General features: G+C 32.5%; 26 protein-coding genes and 3 pseudogenes. 23 read left to right on the top strand and 6 right to left on the bottom strand.

What is annotated here, in order from left to right; translation table 11 throughout:
* Positions 1 to 3: 3 nt before the first annotated feature.
* The 6 genes from O5636_RS04700 to O5636_RS04675 all read left to right on the top strand — a co-directional run bounded on the left by O5636_RS04700 (position 4) and on the right by O5636_RS04675 (position 6,882).
* Positions 4 to 987: a polysaccharide deacetylase family protein gene (locus O5636_RS04700; RefSeq protein WP_269623458.1), complete on the top strand. Its 984-nt coding sequence runs from the start codon at positions 4 to 6 to the stop codon at positions 985 to 987.
* Positions 988 to 1,360: 373 nt separating this feature from the next.
* On the top strand, positions 1,361 to 2,653 hold the full coding sequence (locus O5636_RS04695) for a hypothetical protein (RefSeq protein WP_269623457.1): 1,293 nt from the start codon (positions 1,361 to 1,363) through the stop codon (positions 2,651 to 2,653).
* Positions 2,646 to 4,133, top strand: a complete 1,488-nt coding sequence (locus O5636_RS04690) for an oligosaccharide flippase family protein (protein ID WP_269623456.1) — start codon at positions 2,646 to 2,648, stop codon at positions 4,131 to 4,133. The genes O5636_RS04695 and O5636_RS04690 overlap by 8 nt, the downstream gene beginning before the upstream one ends.
* A gap of 112 nt (positions 4,134 to 4,245) precedes the next feature.
* Entirely contained in the window at positions 4,246 to 4,854 is a 609-nt protein-coding gene (gene hisH / locus O5636_RS04685; protein WP_269623455.1) for an imidazole glycerol phosphate synthase subunit HisH, read from the top strand.
* A gap of 2 nt (positions 4,855 to 4,856) precedes the next feature.
* Positions 4,857 to 5,606 carry an AglZ/HisF2 family acetamidino modification protein gene (locus O5636_RS04680; protein WP_269623454.1) on the top strand — a complete coding sequence of 250 codons (750 nt, stop codon included), beginning with the start codon at positions 4,857 to 4,859 and terminating at the stop codon, positions 5,604 to 5,606.
* Between the two features lie 106 nt (positions 5,607 to 5,712).
* Positions 5,713 to 6,882, top strand: coding sequence for an N-acetyl sugar amidotransferase (locus O5636_RS04675; RefSeq protein ID WP_269623453.1), 1,170 nt, complete (start codon positions 5,713 to 5,715; stop codon positions 6,880 to 6,882).
* A 99-nt stretch (positions 6,883 to 6,981) separates the two neighbouring features.
* Here the strand turns inward: O5636_RS04675 and O5636_RS04670 are convergent, their stop codons facing one another.
* The 3 genes and pseudogenes from O5636_RS04670 to O5636_RS04660 form a co-directional block, all read right to left on the bottom strand.
* Positions 6,982 to 7,482, bottom strand: a complete 501-nt coding sequence (locus O5636_RS04670) for an acyltransferase (protein ID WP_269623452.1) — start codon at positions 7,480 to 7,482, stop codon at positions 6,982 to 6,984.
* Between the two features lie 569 nt (positions 7,483 to 8,051).
* Positions 8,052 to 8,372 (bottom strand): annotated as a pseudogene (locus tag O5636_RS04665) (thioredoxin); the annotation flags it as partial.
* Between the two features lie 68 nt (positions 8,373 to 8,440).
* Positions 8,441 to 8,611, bottom strand: coding sequence for a hypothetical protein (locus O5636_RS04660; RefSeq protein WP_269623451.1), 171 nt, complete (start codon positions 8,609 to 8,611; stop codon positions 8,441 to 8,443).
* Positions 8,612 to 9,201: 590 nt separating this feature from the next.
* On the opposite strand from O5636_RS04660, the gene O5636_RS04655 reads away from it, so the two are divergent.
* The 12 genes and pseudogenes from O5636_RS04655 (at position 9,202) to O5636_RS04605 (ending at position 16,339) form a co-directional block, all read left to right on the top strand.
* Positions 9,202 to 9,444 carry a hypothetical protein gene (locus O5636_RS04655; protein ID WP_269623450.1) on the top strand — a complete coding sequence of 81 codons (243 nt, stop codon included), beginning with the start codon at positions 9,202 to 9,204 and terminating at the stop codon, positions 9,442 to 9,444.
* A 33-nt stretch (positions 9,445 to 9,477) separates the two neighbouring features.
* Positions 9,478 to 9,840, top strand: coding sequence for a DUF2237 family protein (locus tag O5636_RS04650; RefSeq protein ID WP_269623448.1), 363 nt, complete (start codon positions 9,478 to 9,480; stop codon positions 9,838 to 9,840).
* A gap of 558 nt (positions 9,841 to 10,398) precedes the next feature.
* Complete coding sequence (locus O5636_RS04645) at positions 10,399 to 10,680, top strand: hypothetical protein (protein WP_269623447.1); 282 nt, start codon at positions 10,399 to 10,401, stop codon at positions 10,678 to 10,680.
* 256 nt (positions 10,681 to 10,936) lie between these two features.
* Positions 10,937 to 11,371, top strand: a pseudogene (locus O5636_RS09740) (ATP-binding cassette domain-containing protein); the annotation flags it as partial.
* Positions 11,372 to 11,542: 171 nt separating this feature from the next.
* Positions 11,543 to 12,790 carry an ABC-F family ATP-binding cassette domain-containing protein gene (locus O5636_RS04640; protein WP_420063787.1) on the top strand — a complete coding sequence of 416 codons (1,248 nt, stop codon included), beginning with the start codon at positions 11,543 to 11,545 and terminating at the stop codon, positions 12,788 to 12,790.
* A 397-nt stretch (positions 12,791 to 13,187) separates the two neighbouring features.
* Entirely contained in the window at positions 13,188 to 13,361 is a 174-nt protein-coding gene (locus tag O5636_RS04635; RefSeq protein WP_269623443.1) for a hypothetical protein, read from the top strand.
* 147 nt (positions 13,362 to 13,508) lie between these two features.
* Positions 13,509 to 13,760 carry a hypothetical protein gene (locus tag O5636_RS04630; protein WP_269623442.1) on the top strand — a complete coding sequence of 84 codons (252 nt, stop codon included), beginning with the start codon at positions 13,509 to 13,511 and terminating at the stop codon, positions 13,758 to 13,760.
* Positions 13,761 to 14,311: 551 nt separating this feature from the next.
* The gene (locus O5636_RS04625) at positions 14,312 to 14,455 is read left to right on the top strand and encodes a high light inducible protein (protein WP_269623441.1); all 144 of its coding nucleotides are present in this window, start codon (positions 14,312 to 14,314) and stop codon (positions 14,453 to 14,455) included.
* 314 nt (positions 14,456 to 14,769) lie between these two features.
* Entirely contained in the window at positions 14,770 to 14,877 is a 108-nt protein-coding gene (locus O5636_RS04620) for a high light inducible protein (protein ID WP_011125327.1), read from the top strand.
* 15 nt (positions 14,878 to 14,892) lie between these two features.
* Positions 14,893 to 15,096, top strand: a complete 204-nt coding sequence (locus O5636_RS04615; RefSeq protein ID WP_269623440.1) for a high light inducible protein — start codon at positions 14,893 to 14,895, stop codon at positions 15,094 to 15,096.
* Between the two features lie 11 nt (positions 15,097 to 15,107).
* Positions 15,108 to 15,215 (top strand): annotated as a pseudogene (locus O5636_RS04610) (chlorophyll a/b-binding protein); the annotation flags it as partial.
* A gap of 704 nt (positions 15,216 to 15,919) precedes the next feature.
* Positions 15,920 to 16,339: a thiol-disulfide oxidoreductase DCC family protein gene (locus O5636_RS04605; RefSeq protein WP_269623438.1), complete on the top strand. Its 420-nt coding sequence runs from the start codon at positions 15,920 to 15,922 to the stop codon at positions 16,337 to 16,339.
* A gap of 479 nt (positions 16,340 to 16,818) precedes the next feature.
* On the opposite strand, the gene O5636_RS04600 is transcribed toward O5636_RS04605, so the two are convergent.
* Positions 16,819 to 17,196 (bottom strand): hypothetical protein, encoded by a 378-nt coding sequence (locus O5636_RS04600; RefSeq protein ID WP_269623437.1) that lies wholly within the window; start codon positions 17,194 to 17,196, stop codon positions 16,819 to 16,821.
* A gap of 256 nt (positions 17,197 to 17,452) precedes the next feature.
* On the opposite strand from O5636_RS04600, the gene O5636_RS04595 reads away from it, so the two are divergent.
* The 4 genes from O5636_RS04595 to O5636_RS04580 all read left to right on the top strand — a co-directional run bounded on the left by O5636_RS04595 (position 17,453) and on the right by O5636_RS04580 (position 20,557).
* Complete coding sequence (locus O5636_RS04595; RefSeq protein ID WP_269623436.1) at positions 17,453 to 18,415, top strand: aldo/keto reductase; 963 nt, start codon at positions 17,453 to 17,455, stop codon at positions 18,413 to 18,415.
* A gap of 141 nt (positions 18,416 to 18,556) precedes the next feature.
* Entirely contained in the window at positions 18,557 to 19,504 is a 948-nt protein-coding gene (locus O5636_RS04590; RefSeq protein WP_269623434.1) for an oxidoreductase, read from the top strand.
* A 59-nt stretch (positions 19,505 to 19,563) separates the two neighbouring features.
* Entirely contained in the window at positions 19,564 to 19,866 is a 303-nt protein-coding gene (locus O5636_RS04585) for a hypothetical protein (RefSeq protein WP_269623433.1), read from the top strand.
* A 397-nt stretch (positions 19,867 to 20,263) separates the two neighbouring features.
* Positions 20,264 to 20,557 (top strand): hypothetical protein, encoded by a 294-nt coding sequence (locus tag O5636_RS04580; RefSeq protein WP_269623432.1) that lies wholly within the window; start codon positions 20,264 to 20,266, stop codon positions 20,555 to 20,557.
* Positions 20,558 to 20,679: 122 nt separating this feature from the next.
* Here O5636_RS04580 and O5636_RS04575 read toward each other — a convergent pair whose 3' ends face one another.
* The gene (locus O5636_RS04575; RefSeq protein ID WP_269623431.1) at positions 20,680 to 20,865 is read right to left on the bottom strand and encodes a hypothetical protein; all 186 of its coding nucleotides are present in this window, start codon (positions 20,863 to 20,865) and stop codon (positions 20,680 to 20,682) included.
* Positions 20,866 to 20,956: 91 nt separating this feature from the next.
* Here O5636_RS04575 and O5636_RS04570 point away from each other — a divergent pair, with 91 nt between their 5' ends.
* Entirely contained in the window at positions 20,957 to 21,163 is a 207-nt protein-coding gene (locus tag O5636_RS04570; RefSeq protein ID WP_269623430.1) for a hypothetical protein, read from the top strand.
* A 40-nt stretch (positions 21,164 to 21,203) separates the two neighbouring features.
* On the opposite strand, the gene O5636_RS04565 is transcribed toward O5636_RS04570, so the two are convergent.
* Positions 21,204 to 21,431, bottom strand: coding sequence for a hypothetical protein (locus O5636_RS04565; protein WP_269623429.1), 228 nt, complete (start codon positions 21,429 to 21,431; stop codon positions 21,204 to 21,206).
* Positions 21,432 to 21,634 lie beyond the last annotated feature (203 nt).

Below are 21,634 nucleotides of genomic sequence, written 5' to 3'. Positions count from 1 at the left end.
ATAATGGCTCAATTAAAACTTAGGAAATATTTTTCTATGATCTGCAATAAGATTGGTCTTGCGCCAAGATTATTATCAGATTACTCTAAGAGGTTGGTGGCTATAGATTATCATTATTTCACAAATAAAGATGTAGAATATGATGGTTTAGAAGTCAATTATAAGAATTTAATAAACCAATTGGAAATAATAAATAGAAACTGTAAGTTACGCTCACCTATTGATAGTTTAAATGATTTGTTCAATGGGAAACTTCAATCAAACAAGCAAAATCTAATAGTTACTATTGATGATGCTGATATTTCTATATTAAATGCCTTGCCTATTTTTGAGGAATATAATATACCATTAATATTATTTGCTCCTGTAGGGTTATGTCTTCCACAAAATGACTCTGATGGTTTAAGAAGTAGGTGTTTACATATGTATAAATATGTAAACAAGACCGATATCAATTTGCATTACCCAAATTTAATTAGCTCTAAGGAATACTTTGATTATATAGTTAACTCTAACTTTAGAGATTTAGATAGATTTTATAGCTTAATAAAAAGCATCAGAAGTGAAAAAACTATTATTTTAGAAAGAAAGCTTATGTCATTAGAGCAACTTAAAAAAATTATAGACAATAATAATTTTATTGTAGCTTCACATACTATGAGCCATAGTGTCTTATCAGAATTACCAGCAGAGTGGATGGAGTGGGAGATTTCTAGAGCATCAAGTATTATTCAACAGTTAGGAGGAGATACCCGCTTTTTTGCATATCCTTATGGATACAAAAGCTCATATAATAAAGATGTAAAAGATGTATTAAAAAAGTATGGAGTGAAATATGCATTTACGACTACTTCTTCTTTGAGTAAAAAAGAATCAGATCCTTTATCTATAGGCAGAGCATCTATGCTTGACTTTAATGAAAAGTCTTTTGTATTAGGAACAGTTTCTGGAGCATTTAGACTTTGGGATAAATTATTAATGAGATAATAGAGGATAGTGTTCTGAATCAATTATAATATTTATGTTTTAACAGATAGTAGTTAAATATAAAACTTAAAGTTTACGTATTATTTATGCCCGTTCTTGAGTTTAATTGTATTAAAAATCTATTTTTCATTATATATATATGGATTTTTTAATACTTCTATAATTTTCTAATTTTACATATTGGTTAGTTTGCTAGAATTGAAAAAAGAGAATTCCAAAATTACTATTTAATATAAATAATTACCGCTCCAAATTCTTTTCTCCCTTTGACTTTATAGAAAAATCTAAGTTATTAAGTTATTAAGATATTAATATCTTCTATTGTATGTTATTTATCCTGATGATATAGTTCAAATCATAGTTATTGGATTTTATGAAGGTTGCCTTGCTAGGAAATACCTGCAATAATAATTTTGCGTTTCTTAGATACCTGCTGGATTTAGATATAGATGCTCATTTATATTTATATAGCAATGAGGGAAAAGGTGAAGAGAACCCTATTCATGCACCAGAATGGGATTCATATAGTGCTAGTTTATATCAAGATAAGATATCATATTTGAATATCCCTAATGGAATAGCTTCGGTAATAGGTAGACCAGACAAATTCATCTTACCGCTAAATTTATCTAAATTATCTAAAACATTATCTAAATACGATATATGTGTAGGTTCGGGTCTTGCTCCAGCAATTTTCCTGAGAATGAATAAACATTTAGATGTTTTCACTCCATATGGAATTGGTCTTGAATGGGTTGCTGATAATGAAAATAAGAAGAAATTAGAAACGCTAAATTTAGAGTGGCCATTTCGGAAATTATTAACTTACTTTCAACTACAAGGTCTTAGAAAGACTAGAATAGTCACAAGTTGGCTGCCTGGAATTACTGCTGAGGTTTTCAAAAATCACTCAATACCTACTAGGTATATGCATGTACCTGCTTATTATGTTGAGCAAAGCACCAAGAGTCCAATTGAAGCTCTTAAAACTTTAGATAATAGTCTGATAAAAGAAATTACTAATAAAGACTCTTTTAAAACCTTTTCGTTTATGCGTCATTATTGGGTTTTTAATAAGAAAAGAAATGATAAAAAGACCTGGATGACATGTAATAAAAATAATAATTTCCTTATAGAGGGATTTAGTGAATTTATTAAAGAATCTAATAATATAAATTGCAAATTATTTCTTTCAGCATGGGGGCAAGACCTAGAGGAATCTCGTCAACTTGTAAGAGATTTAAACATTGAAGAGAATGTTTTGTGGATGCCTCTAATGCCAAGGGCTCAAATTACATATATTTTGAATAATTATGCGAATTTAGCTGTAGGAGAGTTTATAGTATCCTCCGAAGAGCACTGGGGCTCTACAGCATGGGAGTGTATAGCATTAGGTGTTCCATTCTTGCAAACTGTAAATTATACTGAAGCTTCATTTAAGCAATTCTGGGATTATGGACTCCCGCCTGAAATATTAAATGTTAAATCCTCTAGAGACGTCACACATCATATGAAAAGTATTTATAAAAAGTCATATAATGCATGTCTTAGGTCTTATAAAAATCAAGATTGGTTTAAAGCCAATAATGCACATTCACTAACTGAAAAATGGGTCGAATTATTTGAGGAAATAACCTTTAAAAAAAGAATTGAAAATATTGACTAATAGATCAAATATCGAAAAAAGTTCAAGCTTTGAATTTTTATTAGTTGAAAGCTCAGCCATTTTTACTGTGGCTAAAATATTTAGCCTTGGTTTTACCTTCTTAGCCTTTAGTCTCTTGGCAAGAAGAGTACCTCCTGAAATATTTGGAGAAATAGATTTCTTATTAAGCGGAGTAGTATTTCTAGTAAATTTATCAATATTTGGACAAGATCAGGCACTTGGTAGGCTAATTAATGACCCAATAAGTTCTGAAGAAAAAAATAACATTGCTTTTCACGGTTTTTTAATACAAATAATTTATGCTTTACTAATAATTACTTTTATTTCTATATTAATAGAAAATATTGACTATTTAAATGGCATTATCTATTCCTCTAATTCAAGGCTAATAATATATGTAATGCTTGCCCAAGTTCCATTCCAAGTTCTTACGTTTGCTTCACTAGGTCTCTTGCAATGGTCTATACATCGTCGATCCTATATATTGATATCTATACTTTCATCAGTGATACCAGCTGTTATTTTAATTTCCAGCATTATACTTGGTGATACTAATCTCTTAAGTGTTTTAATTTGCTTTCTTTTATCACGATTAATAGTTTCCATAATAGCAATTTATATTTCATTTAAAAGGAATTTAATCATCTGGCCTAAGGATTTAGATTTAAGTCTATATAAAAGACTTATTATATTTTCATTACCCCTTGGCCTTGTAGTTGGATTAGAAACATTTTCTCCATTGTTAGAAAGGTTTTTAGTAAGATTTTATTTAAATGAATTTGATCTTGGTCAGTTTGCTTTGGCAGCAAGAATCTGTTCCTTTATAACTCTTTTTGGAGCAGCGTTTGCAACAGCATATGGCCCATATAGCCTTCGCTTCTATAATTATCCAAGTGCAAAAAAAAGTTTTAAATTAATTTTTAAAGTCGTTGTTCTATTTTCTTGCTTTGCGGTTATTTTATTGTCAGTTTATTCACAAGATATCGTATGGTTTTTTGCAGGGAATAATTTCCTACCATCTACCAAACTTTTACTTCCTTTATCTGTAGCAGCTTGTATTGACATTTGTGACAATGTTACTGGAATTGGCTTGTTTATAAAGAAAAATAATATCTACTTTCTTTTTTCATACTTATTATTTATCTTTGTATTCACTAGTGCATTCATAATTTTAAAACCTTATTATGGTCTAATCTCAATAGGCTGGTCAATTGTATTAGCCCAACTATTGAAGGCAGCAACTAATACTATTTTTTCTAATAGATTTTATAGCGTTAATTGGCAATTCCAGTCAATTATGCTTCCAATAATTTTTACACTATTAGTTTCAATTTTTATATCCATCAATAGTTTATCTGGTTATTATAGCCTTAAGTTAATTATTTTCATGGTGAGTATTTCTATAGTCAGTTATTTGTTTAAAATTACACTTAGTTCTTATGAAAAACTTAGTTTTTTTAGGATATTTTCTAGAAAATAAAAATATTTACTTTATTTTAATTAAGATATTAATTTATTACAAGTATTCATTCCTTCTTACCAGAAATTAACTTTTTTTCCTAGAATTTTAAATATACGGTTTAAAGCATCAGGTGATTAGTATTGTTAACTATGAGATTGGGAATATGGGATCTATGTTAAATATGTTGAGATATATTGGTGTGGAAGCGAATGTAGAAAGTGATCCAGAAAAGCTTAGCATGGCTAGGAAGTTAATACTCCCTGGAGTGGGTAGTTATGATATTGCCATGACAAAGATTAATCAGATTGCTGGCATGAAGGAGGTTCTAAATAGAAAAGCACAAAAAGAACAAGTTCCTATATTAGGGATTTGCTTAGGTATGCAACTTATGACAAATGTTAGTGAAGAAGGAAAACTCAACGGTTTAGGATGGATTCCAGGTAGGGTAAAACGTTTCCCAAGTTATAAAGACATTAAAGTACCTCATATGGGCTGGAATTCTGTAGATGTAAATATAAGAAATAAGATGAGTGCTTCGATTAACAATCAATCACGCTTTTATTTTGTACATTCTTACTATGTAGACTTGATAGATAAGAGTTATTCTTTATTTACTACACATCATGGAATTACATTTGAATCAGGTATTTGTTTAAACAATATCTATGGGGTTCAATTTCACCCTGAAAAGAGTCATAAGTACGGTATGCAAATACTCAAAAGCTTTTCAGAAATATAATAATGTTGCGTACTCGAATTATTCCTGTTCTTTTATTAAAGGGAGAGAGTTTAGTCAAGACAATTAAATTTAAGAACTTTACTTATGTAGGTGACCCGTGCAATTCATTAAGAATATTCAATGAGCTCGAGGTAGATGAATTAATGGTATTAGACATATCTGCAAGCAAAGAAAAGAAATCACCAAACTTTAGTTTGATTAAAGATATGTGTTCAGAATGCTTCATGCCACTTAGTTATGGTGGTGGCATACGAACTATTGAACATGCAAAAAAACTTTTTGATTTAGGAATTGAGAAGATAGTTTTAAATACATATGCCATTGAAAATCATCTTTTTATTTCTCAACTATCTTCATATTTTGGTAGCCAGGCGATTATTGTTTCGATTGACATACGCAAAAGAAGATTTGCAAAAAAAGATGTATTTTCAAATACATTTAAATCTTATTTAAATTTAGACCCTATTGATTGGGCTAAGCAAGCAGAAGAACTTGGTGCTGGTGAATTATTGCTAACTTCTGTAGATAATGAAGGAACATGGCAAGGGATGGACTTTGATTTAATAAAAAATATTTCCCAGAACATTTCTATTCCATTAATTGCTCATGGAGGAGCAGGTAATTTAGATCATATAAAAAAAGCTATCCATGAGGGAGGTGCATCTGCTGTAGGTCTTGGTAGTATGGTTACATTTCAAAAAAAAGGAATGGGAGTACTTATTCATATGCCTAAACTAGAAAATTTCAATTAATGGTATATGAAGATTATAAATTTTAGGTGCTATTATTTTAGAAGCGAAAATAATTTTCTTCGCACTTAATTTTTTAGAATTAAAGAATTTATTTCCCTTGAAATATATGAATAAGCTAGACCTGCAAGATCCTGATATAAATAATGTACAGATTAAGGTATGTAGTCGATGTATTTATGATGAAAGAGTTTCAAATATCAGTTTTGATGCAAATGGAATATGTAATTATTGCCATCAAGTAGATAAATTAAAAGAAGAATATGGAACTGGAAAGAGTAAAGGAACTCTACAACTTAATAAAATTCTAGATAAAATAAAACTTGAAGGTGCAAACAAAAAATATGATTGTATTGTAGGAGTGAGTGGTGGAACAGATTCTTCATACCTTCTATATTTAGCTAAAAAATGGGGATTAAGACCATTAGCAGTCCATTTTGATAACACATGGAATACAGCTATCGCAACAATGAATATCCATAAATTATTAAATCACTTAGAAATAGATCTCTATACTTATGTAGTTGATAATAAAGAAATGGACGATATTATTCGATCTTTTATTCTTGCCGGAGTCGCTGAAAGTGAGGCCCCGAATGATCTTGGATTTGCTTATTTACTAAGAATTGCAGCAAGAAAATATTCAATTAAGTATATATTGGAAGGTCATTCATTTACTGAAGAAGGAATTACTCCTCTCGGAAGAAATTACTTTGATGGAAAATATATTAAAAGCATACATCAAAAATTTGGTAAAAGAAAAATGAAAACATACCCTCTAATGACGTTCACCAGATTCCTTACATCAATTATATTTGATCAGGTTAAATTTATTCGCCCTCTATGGTATATTTCATATTCTAAAAAAGATGCTCAGGAACACTTAAACCAATTATGTGGATGGGAATATTATGGGGGTCATCACCTAGAAAATAGATCAGCAGCGTTTTTTCATACGATATATTTGCCAGGAAAATTTAACTCTGATTTTAGAAATAATACAATATCTTCACAGGTAAGAATTGGAAATTGTTCCAGGGAAGATGGATGGAGTATATATAATACGGCCCCTATTGTAGAACCAGATTTACTTACTTATGTTAAAAAAAGATTAGAGATATCTGACATCGAGTTTGAACATATAATGAATAAACAGCCTTTATCTTGGAAAGATTATCCAACTTATAAAAAACGCTTTGAAAGATTAAAAGGGCTTTTTTACTTATTAGCTAAACTTAACCTTGTTCCCAAATCCTTTTATATAAAATATTGTAGCTAGTAAAATATTGATTTTGGTTTCTCTAATAAATATATAAGTTATTCTTATAATTTAATATCAGTTATCTCTTCAGTATTTGAGAAATACTGCCTGTTATTATTAATCAAAATTTCTAATTCTGTTTCCATATTTATCTATTGATGCTATGGGTTTAGCAGGGGAGCCTAAGACAAGAGTATATGGAGGTACATCCTTAGTTACTGTGCTTCCAGCACCTACCATTGAATATTCTCCGATTTTTATACCACATAATATCGTTGCATTTGCTCCTATGCTCACTCCTTTGCATATTTTTGTTGGAGCAACTTCCCAATCTTTTACGAAAGCACGTGGAACTTTATCATTACAAAATGTAGCACCAGGCCCTATGAAAACATCGTCTTCAATATCTACTCCACTATAGAGATTGACACTATTTTGTATTTTACAACGATCACCGATCTTAACTAGGGTATCAATATAGGAATCTTTCCCTATATTGCAATAGGAGCCAATTATTGAATTTTCACGAACTTGAACATTTATCCAAACTTTTGTTCCTTCTCCAATAACAGCGTCATCTGATACATTTGCAGATTTGTCAATATATATTGGTTCCATTTGTAAGCTCATTGGAGACTGACAGTTATATGTGAACCCTATTTTTTAGGATTACCATTTTAATTGCCATTCACAGTAATAAGACGATTCTACATTCTTCAATGCAACCGGTGAAATTTGTTTTTTAGTCCAATAGAAAAAAAGATAAATACATTAAGCAAATTTTGTTTTGGTACAAGCAGCAGCTTGATTGATAAAAGGTTTTATTCAATGGGCTTCTAATTGGCTTCTTATTCCTCCTCTTCTAACTTTTGGTCGAGTATAGGATTTGATTAGTATAGTTAGACCCTCATGTTTTTTAGATGTTGTTTGGCAATAGAACCTCCTGAAAGAGCATTAACATATTCTGGGAATTAAGTTGATTGCCTGTCATTGGTTACTGTCATCTTGTGGGTAAAAGGTCCAGAAAAATATTCCAAGACAAATAACAATCGATGTTAATCCCATCCACCCCCAAAACTTATTCTCAACGAATAAGTCAGTGAGCATTGACTTCTCTTGATATCTAGCCTCCATTTGGTTTTGGTAAATATCAACTACTGATAGTAAGAGTTGCTTCATCTATTTAACTAAAAATCTTTTGGTCCTGAGTACCCACTTAAGGTTGCTAATTCATCTAAGGTTTTCACTCCTGAATCAATAATTCCATTGATTTCCCATGAAGGGAACCCAGTAATTCCTTTTGTTCTACAAAGTTCAGCTTGATTATTCTCGCCATCAGGAGCGCATTCAATATTATTTAATTTGGCAGCTGCTTTTCTGCCGAATAGCTCATTTTGGTCGTGACAATGTGGGCACCAATAGGCGGAATATTTAACAGCTCCAGTAGCTCTAAGATGCTTTGCTAATTCTATTGAAGATGGAGTGCTTGTTGTACTGACAATAGGAGGCTTTTCTGCAAAAACAGCTAAAGGGAATATAAGAGCTATGACTATTGCGAGTATTAAGTGTTTCATAATTAAAAAGGGAACTCAGGACTAGGTTTAAACAACGAAGCAACTTTCATAATTACCCAAAAGATTAGAGCACCTTCTAGTAAACCAGATAAGTACATTTGATATCCCGTCAATCCCAATTCTTTTTGAGCACGCTCAACAAGAGATTTATGCCAGTCAATTATTTTCCGCATTCTCTATACTAATGTTTAAAAAGATTAGTATAGATGCAATCAAGGTATCAGTTGTTTATTTTCCTTTATAAGTAATTTGATGGAATATTATTAACTTTGGCTTTGCCAGCTTCTATATTCTAGTTTTCATTAGTCAGTAGTTAAATTTCATCTTGACGATTAGGGTAAAAGGCCTCAGAAGATTTAGAGGAGAAGTCTTTTTATTGATATGTAAACACTCCGGCAATTCTTTTGGTGCTGGTTTCTTTTGGAGACTAATTTTTTTGACCACTTCTCGAATTTCCTTTCGGTCTAGGGTTACTTCTTTTGGCAGATATTTTGGGTGTAGTTGGAAAGATGCCTTAAAGACAAACAGTCGAATCGTAAAATTCAGTAGTTAGAAAGATTAAATGAGTAAATCTAAATTACTGTGGTCTTGCCATTCGATTAAATAAGCATTGATATTTGGATTTGTGTTAAATCTTTGAAGCGACAAAAATCATTAATATTCCTTATGAACAATTTTATTAAAAGTATAGTTTTGGCCTTAAAAGAAGTAGAACAGAATGAAGGGATTGAAATTTGTCTATGGGATTTCCTCACTGTTCGATATGTGTAGCTCTTGCTGTTCTATCTGTTCTATTGGTAGCCACAAGGGGCTTGTTAGGATTGATGTTCATCAAGGAGATTCTGAAAATGAAGATAGTCTGGATGAAATCGATAGAAGTCTTGTAGAGAAAGTTTATTTAAATCTCAAGGGAATAATCATTAGACGAAAGGTAGAAAATGAAATGCGAATGGTTGCAAATCCTCAAAATCCAAACCTTACAAATTTCTCCTGCCAAAATTCATGATGATATTAATTAGATAGGGGTGACTGAAGAACTATGGAATCCAAAAATGTTTTAGGCACTGAACTCCAATCTTGTAGTTGTCACCCAATGACTGGTTGGTATAGAGATGGTTTATGCAAAACAGATGAAACTGATATGGGTATGCATACTGTTTGTGCAGTAATGACAGAGCAATTTCTTTCGTATAGCAAGGCTCAAGGGAATGATTTATCAACTCCTCAGATGGGATTCCCAGGATTAAAGTCAGGAGACAACTGGTGTCTTTGTGCTCCACGGTGGAAGCAAGCTTATGAGGATGGCATGGCTCCTTTGATCAACCTTGAGGCTACTGAAGAAAGTACTTTGTCAATAATTGATCTAAATACTTTAAAGGAGTTTGATGCTCGTAATAGTTGATTGAATTTGATAGTTCTCATAAGTGATTCCTCTCTTACATGCCTAGGGTTTGTATAAACAACTCTTAAATTTATGAGACGATTAAAACTTTAAAAACCATTGACCAATATTCTCTTTTATTTATTTAGCAACTTCTTCATGAGGAAAGAATGTCATTAGGATGAATTTATCTATTCTTTGATCTATAACATCTGTGACCTGTAATTTTGATTCTAGAATAATGAATGAATTGCAAATTATTGAACTCTCAGCATGTGTAGCCGTATTAGGTGTTATCTGGGGTTTCTTTTCTAATGAGTAGACATTGAAATCACCTTTTCTGTGGGAATGTCTTCAAGATCTGTATCCAGCTACTGTACATCTCTTAATAGCTAAAGGGACGAAAATGCTTGTGGTAGGTGTTCAGACTTAAACTCCTCTTGAAACTCATTAAAAATTTGATTAAGAACAACCATATGTTAACTATCGTTCATAACAAATGATTTGTTTGGAGCTAGCAAGATAGAAATAATATGTTTTTTCTTATATTATCTATAGTAATCACAGGATCTTTCTTAGATGAATGCAATAGATGATGCCTTAAAGAGATTATTTAATTCTTTTAAAAATAAAGGAGGATACAAAGGTAGAGAAATGAAAAGAGTATTTCAATTGCGTAGGTATATAGAATGGAAAGGTTTAACTAAAGAAGAAAAGCTCTTTGCTAAAAGGCTTTTCTTTATGCCAATAGTTGCTTATTTCGTCTTTGTGTTTATAAATCAAAATTCTTTAGCGCTTATAGTTTTGATATGCATTTATTTTGCATATAAGAAATTTGAGAAAGGAACGCTAACTAAGTGAAATTACTATTGCTGGTGGCAACCTTTAAGCTTGTCCATATATCAATACTTCTTGTTAGAATATGTCAAAACTAATATCTCAATAACAGGGACTTTCAGATCTTTACCTAAGACTTGTATGTACACATTTAAGAAACATTTTCTAATAAACAGCATAGGTCGATATATGTATAAGTGTCTTTGAGGACGTGACTGTGTTAATAAGCCTTGTGAATGCTTCAAAAGATTTTGGTATAAAGAATCTTTTTAAAAACCTTAATTTATATATTAATAAAGGGGAAAGGCTTGGTCTTGTTGGCCCGAATGGCGCTGGCAAATCAACTCTATTAAAAGTTCTCGCTGGAGCGGAATCTTTGTTGGCAGGGGAAAGACAATGTTTATCCTCTTTGAGGATATCTTTAGTAGGGCAAGAAACAATCTATGACAATGAGAAAAGTATTTTGGAACAAGTACTTGATGGATGTGGCAAAAAAAGAGAAATATTACTCGAGTTTAGTGAACTAAGTAGGCAAATAGCTCAAAAACCCCAAGATAAAAAACTTTTAAAAAAACTTGGTCAAGTAAGTGAACTAATGGATGTTGTTGGAGCATGGAATTTAGAGCAGCAATGTCAGGAGATTCTGCGACGACTCGGAATTGCAGATTTGGATAAACCTGTTAAGGAACTTTCTGGTGGGTATCGCAAAAGAGTGGGCCTGGCCTCTGCATTGGTATCTCAACCTGATGTTTTATTACTTGATGAGCCGACCAATCACTTAGATGCTGCTGCCGTGGAATGGCTTCAAAATTGGCTAGATAATTACCAAGGTGCCCTTGTCTTAATTACTCATGACAGATATTTTCTCGATCGTGTCACTAATCGGATGTTAGAAATTAATAATGGAGAAGTTCGTAAATACTCAGGAAATTATCGAGAATTTCTTAAACAGAAAGTTGAACAAGAACAATCTGAATTGTCGACCAAGAAAAAAAATCAAGGCATTTTAAGAAAAGAATTACTTTGGCTAAGGCAAGGACCTAAAGCAAGAAGTACTAAACAGAAAGCAAGGCTTCAAAGAATTGCTGAAATGCAAGCCAAACCTAAAGATCAAGTCAAAGACCCATTAGAAATGAATTCACTTAGTAGAAGAATAGGGAAAATAGCAATTGAAGCTGAAGGTGTATGTCTCTTGAATTATGACAATAATAATAGCTCGACTCTTTTAGATGACTTTACCTATAGCTTCAGCCCAGAGGATCGAATAGGCATTATCGGTCCAAATGGAAGTGGTAAATCAACGCTTTTAGATCTGATTGCTGGTAAACGATCACCTACTAGTGGAAAGATCAAACTTGGACAAACAGTTCACATTGGTTACCTTGATCAACATACAAGTGATTTAAATCAAGGTAAAGGTTTAAAGCGTAAAGTTATTGACTTTGTAGAGGAAGCTGCGCTTAGAATCGATCACGGCGGTAAAGAAATAACAGCATCACAACTTTTAGAAAAATTTCTTTTCCCACCAAGTCAACAACATAGCCCTTTATCAAAACTTTCAGGAGGAGAAAAAAGGAGACTAACTCTATGCAAATTACTTATACAAGCACCTAATATATTGCTACTTGATGAGCCTACAAATGATTTAGACATACAAACACTTAGTGTGTTAGAAGATTTTCTAGAAGATTTTAAAGGGTGTGTTGTAGTTGTTTCTCACGATCGATATTTTCTTGATCGAACTATTGATCGAATATTTAACTTTGAAAACGGAAAATTGGAAAGATATGAAGGCAATTATACTCGCTTTTTGGAACTAAAAGCTGAAAAGGGGCTTGAAATAGAAAGACAGGTGCGAAATCACACAGATGATAAATCAAACATAAAGAATGATCTAAGTTATAAAATAAAATCTAAAAATATTTCAAAGCGACTTAACTTTAAACAGTTAAGGGAATTAAAAAGATTAAATGAAGAATTACCTCAGTTAGAAGAAAAGAAAAAGCAATTAGAAAAAAGAATATCTGAAAGTGATGGTAATATTTCAGAAATTAGTTATCAACTAGCATCACTTGTTGAAACTATTAAATTTTCTGAGGATAGGTGGATTGAATTAAGTGACTTGTCTGATTGAGAAGTGACAAATAATGAAAAAACTAATCAATTTTTATGGATAACTTTTCCTCTACTTGATAATAACCAGAAGTTATACCTTGGCTCGGATATGTTTATAAGATATTTGGTAAAAACTAGCAAGTTAGGCTAGCATTCATGGATTCTTTTTAAGTGATAGAGAGTCTTATAATTATAATTCACATGCTTAGAGGTTTTATCTAAATTATGACTTTCCTTTTGATTGGCCTTTTTACTTAAGCAAGTTTGTTTAAAACTTTAATAGGGTCTCTAGTCTTTATGGGTTCTCATATCGAAATTTATAAATTATTACTAGCCAAGACAATGAAAGGCCATTCCTATTGATTATTTATAATTTAAGTGTGACATTAGAAATAATTACATGATTTTAATTTGCTATGACTCAATTCTGGAGACTTTTTACATCGGACTATGTCCAAGATTTTGTCGACTCAGTATCAATACCTACTATGGAAGAATTAATTGGCGACTATCGAACTCAATTTGACAAGGAGTACAAAGCTCATCAGCAGAATATTATCAAGCTCTTACAACAGATTCCAACGGGTTAGTTATTTTTTTGCAAGAAGACTGGTTTAAGTGTTAAAACTATTTAAACCAGTTTTTCTAAATAGTAAGCCCATTTAGAAAGATTTTTTTACACATAAGAGATAGGATTGTAGATTACCTCAAAACATATTTTTATAAAGGCTAAATTCATGCATAGTGGAATAGAAAGCTCATTACAGAAAGCATTTTTTGGCGTCCTGGCTCTAGGAGTGTCTTGCATTGCAATAGAATTAATACCTCTGTCTAGACAGGCTACTTATTGGAATCGTTGTTTTGATAGCACAGTTTCATGGATTAACGAGGCACAAGATTTAAAGGAATGGAATCAAAATGCTAAAGAATCTCTCGCTGTAGGGGTTTGTAATGGAGCTGTATATGAACCCAAATTACAAACCAATTAATAAGGTTGGTCTAGGAGAATGGAGAAGAGGGTGGATATGGCTTGTAACTATATATAGCCTGAGTTGTGTTTTACCTGAACCATCTCGTTAAAACATTTAGAAATAATCTTAGATGTAATAATCATAATTCATATATTAATACCTTCCAAAATCAAAATATGTTCTAGTAATTTATGAATCTACCCATAGATTATTCAAATTGCCAAAAGTGCTTAGTTGTTTTTTAGCTCACTTTAGTCTTTAAAGGTTAAAAGGATTCATGTTGATATAATTAGAAAATTAAATTTTAATTAGTATAATTAGTTTTTAGGACTAATTTATAGTAATCCTTTTAATTGCTCCTCAATAAGTAAGATTAGACTAATAAAAGTTTGATATAAAAAATTTTTATAATAGAAATAACTCTTTTCTCACAGTTGATTTAGAGGTATGGATCTTTATTTATTTGCCTAAAAAAGAGACAAGGCTTCACATTCCGTAATATAATCTGTTATAGTTCTTTACAGGCGAGCTGATTCGGCTCACTTCAGCACTAAATGAATTTTATCAAGATGAACAAACTAACGCAAAAGTCAAAAGTTGAGCCTGAAAAGCTTCTTGCAGAACGCATTAATGGATGGGCTGCAATGATGGGATTTTGGGCTGCTGTTGGCGCATATCTAACTACAGGTCAAATCATTCCTGGAATTGTTTAGATCAATGGAACTCAATCCTTTCAAGCCTTTACAGCAGCTTGTTCAAGCTGTTTACAAAAAAATCTCTGCTAACTAAATTAGTTGTCTTAGAGCTTTTTGCCAGGAATGGCCAGAATATCTCTTACATCTATTTCTGCGGAATTATTATCTACTTTCCATAGCAATAGATAGTTGGAAATTATTTAACTCTTTTTATTATGAGCAATCTTAGGCCTTTCTAATGTTTATTTTGTTCGATAGTGGGAAGTTAAATCTTGTTCCTAGCTTGTCCTGAAAATTAACCACCAATTACCAATCAATTTTTTTATTTTGTCATGACTCCTGAAGCAGAAAAGTTTAATGGCTGGGCAGCAATGCTTGGTTTTGTTGCCGCGTTTGGTGCTTATGCCACTACAGGCCAAATTATCCCTGGGATTTTTTAAATAACTTTTTGTAAAATGCCCTCATCTCCTTACGTCACTACAGAAGCAGGTGAACGTCAAAATGTATTCCCTGTTGAGGCTAAACCTGAACTAATCGAAAATTATTCAGGATATATAGAAGAAGCTGAAAAAGCTAATGGCCGCTGGGCAATGATTGGCTTCATAGCCTTATTAGGCTCCTATATTTCTACTAGCCAAATAATTCCAGGCATCTATTAATGAACAACAACTATTGGCAAGTCGCTGAGAAAACTAACGGTCGCTTAGCGATGATTGGTTTATTTGCATTAATCATTAATTATGGATTTTTTGGCTGGATTATTCCTGGTATTTACTAGTGGTTTTCATCTGTCAAACCCATTGAAAAGTCTAGGTAATTCTTCATTAATCAATAGTTGATATAACTTAATTGCGTCACCTGCTCCTATTGATTTCGCAATATTCAATAAATGTCCTGAGTATTTTCTTCTTTTAAAGAGTCATCATAGAATGATTAAACTATCAAGATATTTCTATGGGCGAAGCTAGAAGAAGAAAAGAGCAGGGATTGGCACCTAAAGGTCCAAAGAAATCAAAAAAAAAAGATGGTTCCCAAAATCTTTTTGTTAAATACCCTCGTTTGCCTTATATCCTTGTGCTTTTAGGCATAATTTATTTGATATTTGACTTGATTAAATATTACAGCCGTTAGGTGGCATTGAGCACTGTTAAACCCTCTATAGGGATAAATAATAAATATATAAACTTCTAGCGTTTCAAAAACACATATTTCTTTTCAAAGATGTACTTATAGCTTTTTAGCTTTAATAACTTTAATTCATATTAAAATTTAAAAATTAAACTATATAAAGTTAAGAGCTTAAGTGATAAGACTTAGTGATATTACCATAAAGAATTGAACTAGGACAGCATTAAATGATAGCCTTTATTAAGTGTTTATATCATATCTTTTAAATAGATTCTTAGAACAAATTGATTTTATGTATAATTTCTAATCTTAAGAGTAAGATTAGTTTTAAGAACTACTTGTTCTATCAATTTTATGATTTCTAGTGTGAATCAGAGAAAGCTCATTATTTTATTTGATGGTGGTTGCCCTCTTTGTCAAAGAGAGGTCTCTTTTCTTAGTTCTCGAGATAGTCGACGATGTATTTCATTTGTAGATATTGATTCGCCTAATTATGAACCAATTTTTTATAAAGGGATAAGTTATCGTGAAGCGATGGGTAGGATTCATGCGATAACTCCTTCAGGAGAAATCTTGAAGGATGTTCGAGTTTTCCGCGAGGCTTACCGCTTAGTAGGACTGGGGTGGATTTATGCTCCAACAACTTGTCCATTATTAGCCCCTTTTGTTGATAAACTTTATGAGTTTTGGGCACAATGGCGTTTTGTTTTTACTTTTCGCCCATCTTTAAATGAACTTTGTGCGAGAAGAGAGGTTCTAAATAAAGAGGGTTAATACGTTATTTCATTTTTTAATCGTTGTGATTTTAAATTCATAGTGAGAAGAATTTTGAAATTACGAGGTTTTTTTTTTTTGGCCTGATAATGGGAAAAATTTAATGCTTATTCTTATAATAAGAGAAAGTTATAAAGCTAAAATTGAGAAAATAGATGCATTGTATAAGTAAGTCTTGGATTTTAAGGGCCTTGGTAACAAAACAAACTTTTAAGTGATTTATGGCTTATAAAGAAACACCAGAAGAAAGAAAAAAACACTTCAAAGATATGAGTAGTTTTGTGGGAAAGCTTTAATTAGAGAAAAAATGAAAGCAGAAAGGTTACAAGAAGGTAGTGGGGTAAAACCTTTGTCTTCTTACGATACAGAAGAAATTTTAGATTTGATCCAAATCACTAGTTTTCCTCTGAGATGCTTTTAGAAAATAATCTTTTATTTTTTTAATTAGCTTATGAATATTGAAAGTTTTTGTTTAGGCCTTAATCCTTTTTTAGACGTTGATGATCAGCTCTAGCTCTTTGATCAAGACGCTCTAGATCAGCTCTAGCCCTTTGATCAACTCGTTCTAGATCAGCTCTAGCCCTTTGATCAACTCGTTCTAGGTCAGCTCTAGCCCTTTGATCAACTCGTTCTAGGTCAGCTCTAGCCCTTTGATCAACTCGTTCTAGGTCAGTTTTGGCTCTTTGAGCCATGCTCGCCATTGAATCAACCATCATTGACAAGGCTGTGGGCACTTCCTTCCTGGAAGGAGTTAAAGACAATTGACTATCAATTGGATTATTGGAAGGTGGCCGATACGGAGCCATGGAGTTGAAATTGTGGCTGTAGAAAGTGATTTCTACTTTAAAACGGAGCATGGAGATCTAACAAACATTTCAGTCTTTTCATTAAGTTCTGAAAAATGTCCAACTTCTGTTTGTAGAGTAATTTTAGAAGTTTTTGATGATTAAAAGAGGAGTTTTTAACGAATTAACAGGAGAAAATATTATGCTTAATTGGTAAAACCTTTTGCTTGTATTGACTACGTTTTGATTTTTATATTCTCTGCAGTAAAAACTAATTTCTATCAAAGATAAGTTGTAAAGTCATCATTAATGTAATGCTCTCAAAAGATTGTCTTCTATTGGAGTTGGAACTTGGGCTTGGGGAAATAGGTTCCTTTGGGGATATCGACCAGAGACAGATGATGATTTTTTAGAAAAAACATTTAATGAGGCAGTTAATAGAGGTCTTTATTTTATTGATACAGCAGATTCTTATGGTACAGGCCAACTCAATGGCCGAAGTGAGGAATTGCTAGGTAAATTTTTAAGAAAGCTGCCACTTGCTAAACATAAAAAAATAACTGTTGCGACAAAATTAGCGCCATATCCATGGCGAATTGGCAGACAAGGTTTTAGAGATGCTTTTAAAGCAAGTAAAGCAAGGTTGGGAGGAAAGCTTGATCGCGTACAACTACATTGGAGTACTTCAAGATATGCACCATGGCAAGAAGTGCAATTGATGGATGGACTTTGTGACCTTTTTGACAGAGGGGTTATATCTCAAATAGGCATTTCAAATATGGGACCAAATAGATTGAGATGGTTTCATAACAGATTCCAAAAAAGAGGAATTCCCTTGACGAGCTTACAAATTCAGTTTTCTTTATTATCTTTAGAATTAAAAAGCTATTTCAGGATTTTTGATGTTTGTAAGGAATTGAATATTCAACTTTTAGCTTATAGCCCATTGGCACTAGGCGTTTTGTCTGTCAGACCTTCAAATTTTACTATCCCTAAGACAACCTTTCTTAGGAGTAATTTGTTTTATCGCCTTCTTCCTGCGAGCCTTAAAGTTAGGGAAGAACTATATAAAATAGCTGTTAAGCGTGGCACTTCCCAAGCACAGGTTGCTTTGAACTGGTGCAGATCTCATGGCTCAATCCCAATAGCTGGACTTCGAGACCCAATGCAAGCCATCGATGCTGCTAATGCTATGAAATGGAAACTGACATCTAGAGAAAAGAATAGATTAGATATAGTTAGCCAACATTGTAAAGTTCGAATGCCTGACAACCCATTTCAAAGTAGTTAGTTTGCATCTGATCGTATTATAAAAATCTTTATGCTCAATCTGTTGTTATCTATCACTACTACTCCCTTAACTTTATTCAAGTAGACTTTTTTACAAAGGGTCTATAAATTTCTTCCATATGGCAACGTGTTAGAACATCACATGCTTTGGTCTATTGATTCAATCCCTAACCAAAAAGATAAAACAGTACTTGTCACTGGTGCAAATAGTGGCTTGGGGTTCCAAACAGCATTAGCTTTGCTTTCAAAGGGTGCAAGAGTGATTCTTGGTTGTCGTTCTATCGAAAATGCTGAAAGAGCACGGCAAGAACTCCTTAGTAAAGTTAGTCATGGAAATATTGAAGTATTAGAAATAGACCTTGCTGATTTAGAGAAAGTAAATAAGGCGTCAGATCAAGTTATTGCTAAATATCAATCCATAAACCTCTTAATTAATAATGCTGGTGTAATGGCTCCACCTCAAACATATACGAAGCAAGGTCTTGAGCTTCAATTTGCAGTAAATCATCTTAGTCATATGGCATTAACTCTTAAGATGTTGCCATTGCTTTCTAAACAGAGTGGAGGTCGTGTTGTAACAGTCTCTTCTGGCGCTCAATATATGGGAAAAATTAATTGGGATGATCTGCAAGGTGAAAGAAACTATAACCGTTGGGCATCTTATTCTCAAAGTAAACTTGCGAATGTCATGTTTGCTTTACAACTAAGCAAGAAACTAAAGGAATCTAATGTAGATATTGCTTCTCTTAGTGCTCATCCAGGTTTGGCTAGAACAAATTTGCAGCCTCAGTCAGTAATGGCTAACGGTTCGTGGCAAGAGGATATCGCTTATAAATTAATGAATCCGATGTTTCAGAGTGCTCGTATGGGATCTCTTCCTCAGTTGCGCGCAGCAACTGATTTAAAGGCTAAAAGTGGAGAACAGTATGGACCTCAATTTAATTTTAGAGGCTATCCTGTTCTTTGCAGAGTAGCCCCACCTGCTTTAAACAGTGCTCAAAGAGAACAATTATGGGAAATGAGCGAAAACCTAATTGGCGATTTCATTAATATTCCTAGAAGTAAGGAATTTTTGAAAAAAAAGAAATAGATCTCCATTTAGCTCATTAACCTCTATAGAAATCAAGCTTCTTCACTCTGATTATTAGAATGAACTATCAACTTTTGCTAGAATATTATGCCGAAGGGTCAGAAATTACTCGACAAGAAGCTGAGTTATTGGACTTAGAACTTTATTCTCAAGTTGAAAGCATTAAATTATCTTCCTCACAAGGTTGTATTGCAGAGGCTCCAAAACATATTTGCAAAAAAGCACTTGTTTGTGAAGGTAGTCTTTGGATAACTTGTTTAGCTGCAGTCTTAGACCAATTATCCCCACCTTCATTAGGACAGAAATCACGAGGAGCAAAGGTGTTTGATGAACTGTTTAGGAATGGATATCTTCAGTCTTAATTATGCTAACTATTACTGTAACAAGACTCTCTCATTGAATATTAATCATTAGTCCATTCTTTTGTGGATCCAGTCAATCTCGCCCAAGCACTAGAAAACCCTTTGAAACAAACAAATAGCAGTTATAACTTTTATGATGCGTAAGATTGTATTCTTTTTTATTGCCAAATATTTATAGGCCTAAAAATAATTAATTCTCTGGTAATTAATTAACAATTTGATCATTATAAATAATAATCTATTGATTTAAATAATTTTTAATAATAGAAGGCTTTTTCTTAAGGACCTAGTGAGCTTTTTTTCGGTATAGATTTCCAACAGTCTGAAAACTGTACTCTAACCCCATGCAGATTAATGCCTATGTGCGTTATAAAGGTTTCCTTATTTGGTTTTAGGAATGCAATCACAAGGTGGCTTGTCTGAGTCTCAGCTTCAGGAACGTATAAAACAATTTGCTTTTGATAAATGGGAAAGCCTTCCTGCTACTCAAAAAATTTATGCAAAAAGAATATTGGGAGTGATTACATACAAATGGCGTTGGCAAATTGCAATGAATATTCCATATCTTGCAATTTTTGCTTTAGATAAAACTATTCCAGCAGTCCATGAATTCGATATGGCTTTGTTAGCTAATATTACTTCTAAACTTCCAATCCCAGCTTTTATGACTTCATTATTTGGGATTGGTTAAGTCAAACTATTTCCTAAAAGCTGATAGTTTTTTATATAGACAATTATTTTAAGATGTAGCTATGAATTTTTTTTTAAATCTAATTAATTGCTTGAGCTGATGATCAAGTTTTACAGATTTATTTATGCAGCTTTTGTATTGTTAAGTTTCATCTTATAATTAAACAAATCAATAGGCTGCCGAAAGTAATTATTGTCTTGAGTTTTGTATCTGAGTAATTCTTTGTATAGATCAGAAGTTAACTCTGCCATTTTCTTATTATCCCTAGCAATAATTTTTGGCCTAAACATTTGAGCGAAGGTGGTCATTTAAAACCTTGCAACTTGTGTTTGTTATATCAACTTATTTATTATCCGCCATAGGTAAGAACTACGATTGACCTACTGGGAATCACAGTCAGTGAATTTTTTATTTGTCTATGAATACTTTTTTTCAGTCGCTCTGGCTTTAGGACCTGTTGAAATAGGTCTCACTTTGTTTGCTGGATTAGGTTTTTTATTGATGTTTGGATATAGCTCTTTTAAAGGTGGTTATCAGGATTTAATTGAAACCACCTTGAAAAATGATGAACTCAGACGAGAAGAAAGAAAGAAGAATCTTAAATAAAATAATCACTTTGCTTGTAGATTGTATTTCTTCCTCAATCTCATTTCACTTGATAGACCTTTGATCTGCCGTTGCACTTTCGAACTGACCATTCAATTGGTGATTTTTGGCTTTCTTGATCAACGCAAATATTTTGATATTGAGCCCATTGAGCTACAGGACGCAAGCTAATTGCAATAAAAACAAGGCTAAGAGCACATAAGAAAAAAGTAAGACTAGTGAAAATTTTTTTCCAATTAAAACTTTCTCTGTCGTTAGAATCAGTCATTAAAGTTGAAAGGGATTAATTTAGTAAGGAGTGCATTGCCCTCACTAATTTTATATTGCAACTTTTAGGGTCGATTGTTAAGTACCTTCATATCATTTTTAGATAGCTAATAAATTTTTCGTTGATTCTTAATCATTTCTATTTGTTTGCCTTGATAAATCAATCCTAAAAGAGAGAAACTTGATTATATAGATCAATTAATT

This window comes from Prochlorococcus marinus str. MIT 0918, assembly GCF_027359415.1.
Taxonomy (GTDB): Bacteria; Cyanobacteriota; Cyanobacteriia; order PCC-6307; family Cyanobiaceae; genus Prochlorococcus_E; species Prochlorococcus_E marinus_C.
The sequence above is the reverse complement of the archived record's forward strand: the minus strand, read 5'-3'. Positions and strand labels throughout refer to the sequence as shown.

What these genes read in the sequence shown, in the direction of transcription:
- O5636_RS04700 (WP_269623458.1), top strand. Translation starts at nt 4, where the DNA reads ATGGCTCAATTAAAACTTAGGAAATATTTTTCTATGATCTGCAATAAG.
- O5636_RS04680 (WP_269623454.1), top strand. Translation starts at nt 4,857, where the DNA reads ATGTTGCGTACTCGAATTATTCCTGTTCTTTTATTAAAGGGAGAGAGT.
- O5636_RS04650 (WP_269623448.1), top strand. Translation starts at nt 9,478, where the DNA reads ATGGAATCCAAAAATGTTTTAGGCACTGAACTCCAATCTTGTAGTTGT.
- O5636_RS04660 (WP_269623451.1), bottom strand. Translation starts at nt 8,611, where the DNA reads ATGCGGAAAATAATTGACTGGCATAAATCTCTTGTTGAGCGTGCTCAA.
- O5636_RS04695 (WP_269623457.1), top strand. Translation starts at nt 1,361, where the DNA reads ATGAAGGTTGCCTTGCTAGGAAATACCTGCAATAATAATTTTGCGTTT.
- O5636_RS04675 (WP_269623453.1), top strand. Translation starts at nt 5,713, where the DNA reads ATGAATAAGCTAGACCTGCAAGATCCTGATATAAATAATGTACAGATT.
- O5636_RS04655 (WP_269623450.1), top strand. Translation starts at nt 9,202, where the DNA reads ATGTGTAGCTCTTGCTGTTCTATCTGTTCTATTGGTAGCCACAAGGGG.
- O5636_RS04585 (WP_269623433.1), top strand. Translation starts at nt 19,564, where the DNA reads ATGAACTATCAACTTTTGCTAGAATATTATGCCGAAGGGTCAGAAATT.
- O5636_RS04590 (WP_269623434.1), top strand. Translation starts at nt 18,557, where the DNA reads ATGCTTTGGTCTATTGATTCAATCCCTAACCAAAAAGATAAAACAGTA.
- O5636_RS04615 (WP_269623440.1), top strand. Translation starts at nt 14,893, where the DNA reads ATGCCCTCATCTCCTTACGTCACTACAGAAGCAGGTGAACGTCAAAAT.
- O5636_RS04580 (WP_269623432.1), top strand. Translation starts at nt 20,264, where the DNA reads ATGCAATCACAAGGTGGCTTGTCTGAGTCTCAGCTTCAGGAACGTATA.
- O5636_RS04670 (WP_269623452.1), bottom strand. Translation starts at nt 7,482, where the DNA reads ATGGAACCAATATATATTGACAAATCTGCAAATGTATCAGATGACGCT.
- O5636_RS04645 (WP_269623447.1), top strand. Translation starts at nt 10,399, where the DNA reads ATGAATGCAATAGATGATGCCTTAAAGAGATTATTTAATTCTTTTAAA.
- O5636_RS04575 (WP_269623431.1), bottom strand. Translation starts at nt 20,865, where the DNA reads ATGACCACCTTCGCTCAAATGTTTAGGCCAAAAATTATTGCTAGGGAT.
- O5636_RS04625 (WP_269623441.1), top strand. Translation starts at nt 14,312, where the DNA reads ATGAACAAACTAACGCAAAAGTCAAAAGTTGAGCCTGAAAAGCTTCTT.
- O5636_RS04640 (WP_420063787.1), top strand. Translation starts at nt 11,543, where the DNA reads ATGTTAGAAATTAATAATGGAGAAGTTCGTAAATACTCAGGAAATTAT.
- O5636_RS04635 (WP_269623443.1), top strand. Translation starts at nt 13,188, where the DNA reads ATGACTCAATTCTGGAGACTTTTTACATCGGACTATGTCCAAGATTTT.
- O5636_RS04630 (WP_269623442.1), top strand. Translation starts at nt 13,509, where the DNA reads ATGCATAGTGGAATAGAAAGCTCATTACAGAAAGCATTTTTTGGCGTC.
- O5636_RS04605 (WP_269623438.1), top strand. Translation starts at nt 15,920, where the DNA reads ATGATTTCTAGTGTGAATCAGAGAAAGCTCATTATTTTATTTGATGGT.
- O5636_RS04600 (WP_269623437.1), bottom strand. Translation starts at nt 17,196, where the DNA reads ATGCTCCGTTTTAAAGTAGAAATCACTTTCTACAGCCACAATTTCAAC.
- O5636_RS04620 (WP_011125327.1), top strand. Translation starts at nt 14,770, where the DNA reads ATGACTCCTGAAGCAGAAAAGTTTAATGGCTGGGCAGCAATGCTTGGT.
- O5636_RS04565 (WP_269623429.1), bottom strand. Translation starts at nt 21,431, where the DNA reads ATGACTGATTCTAACGACAGAGAAAGTTTTAATTGGAAAAAAATTTTC.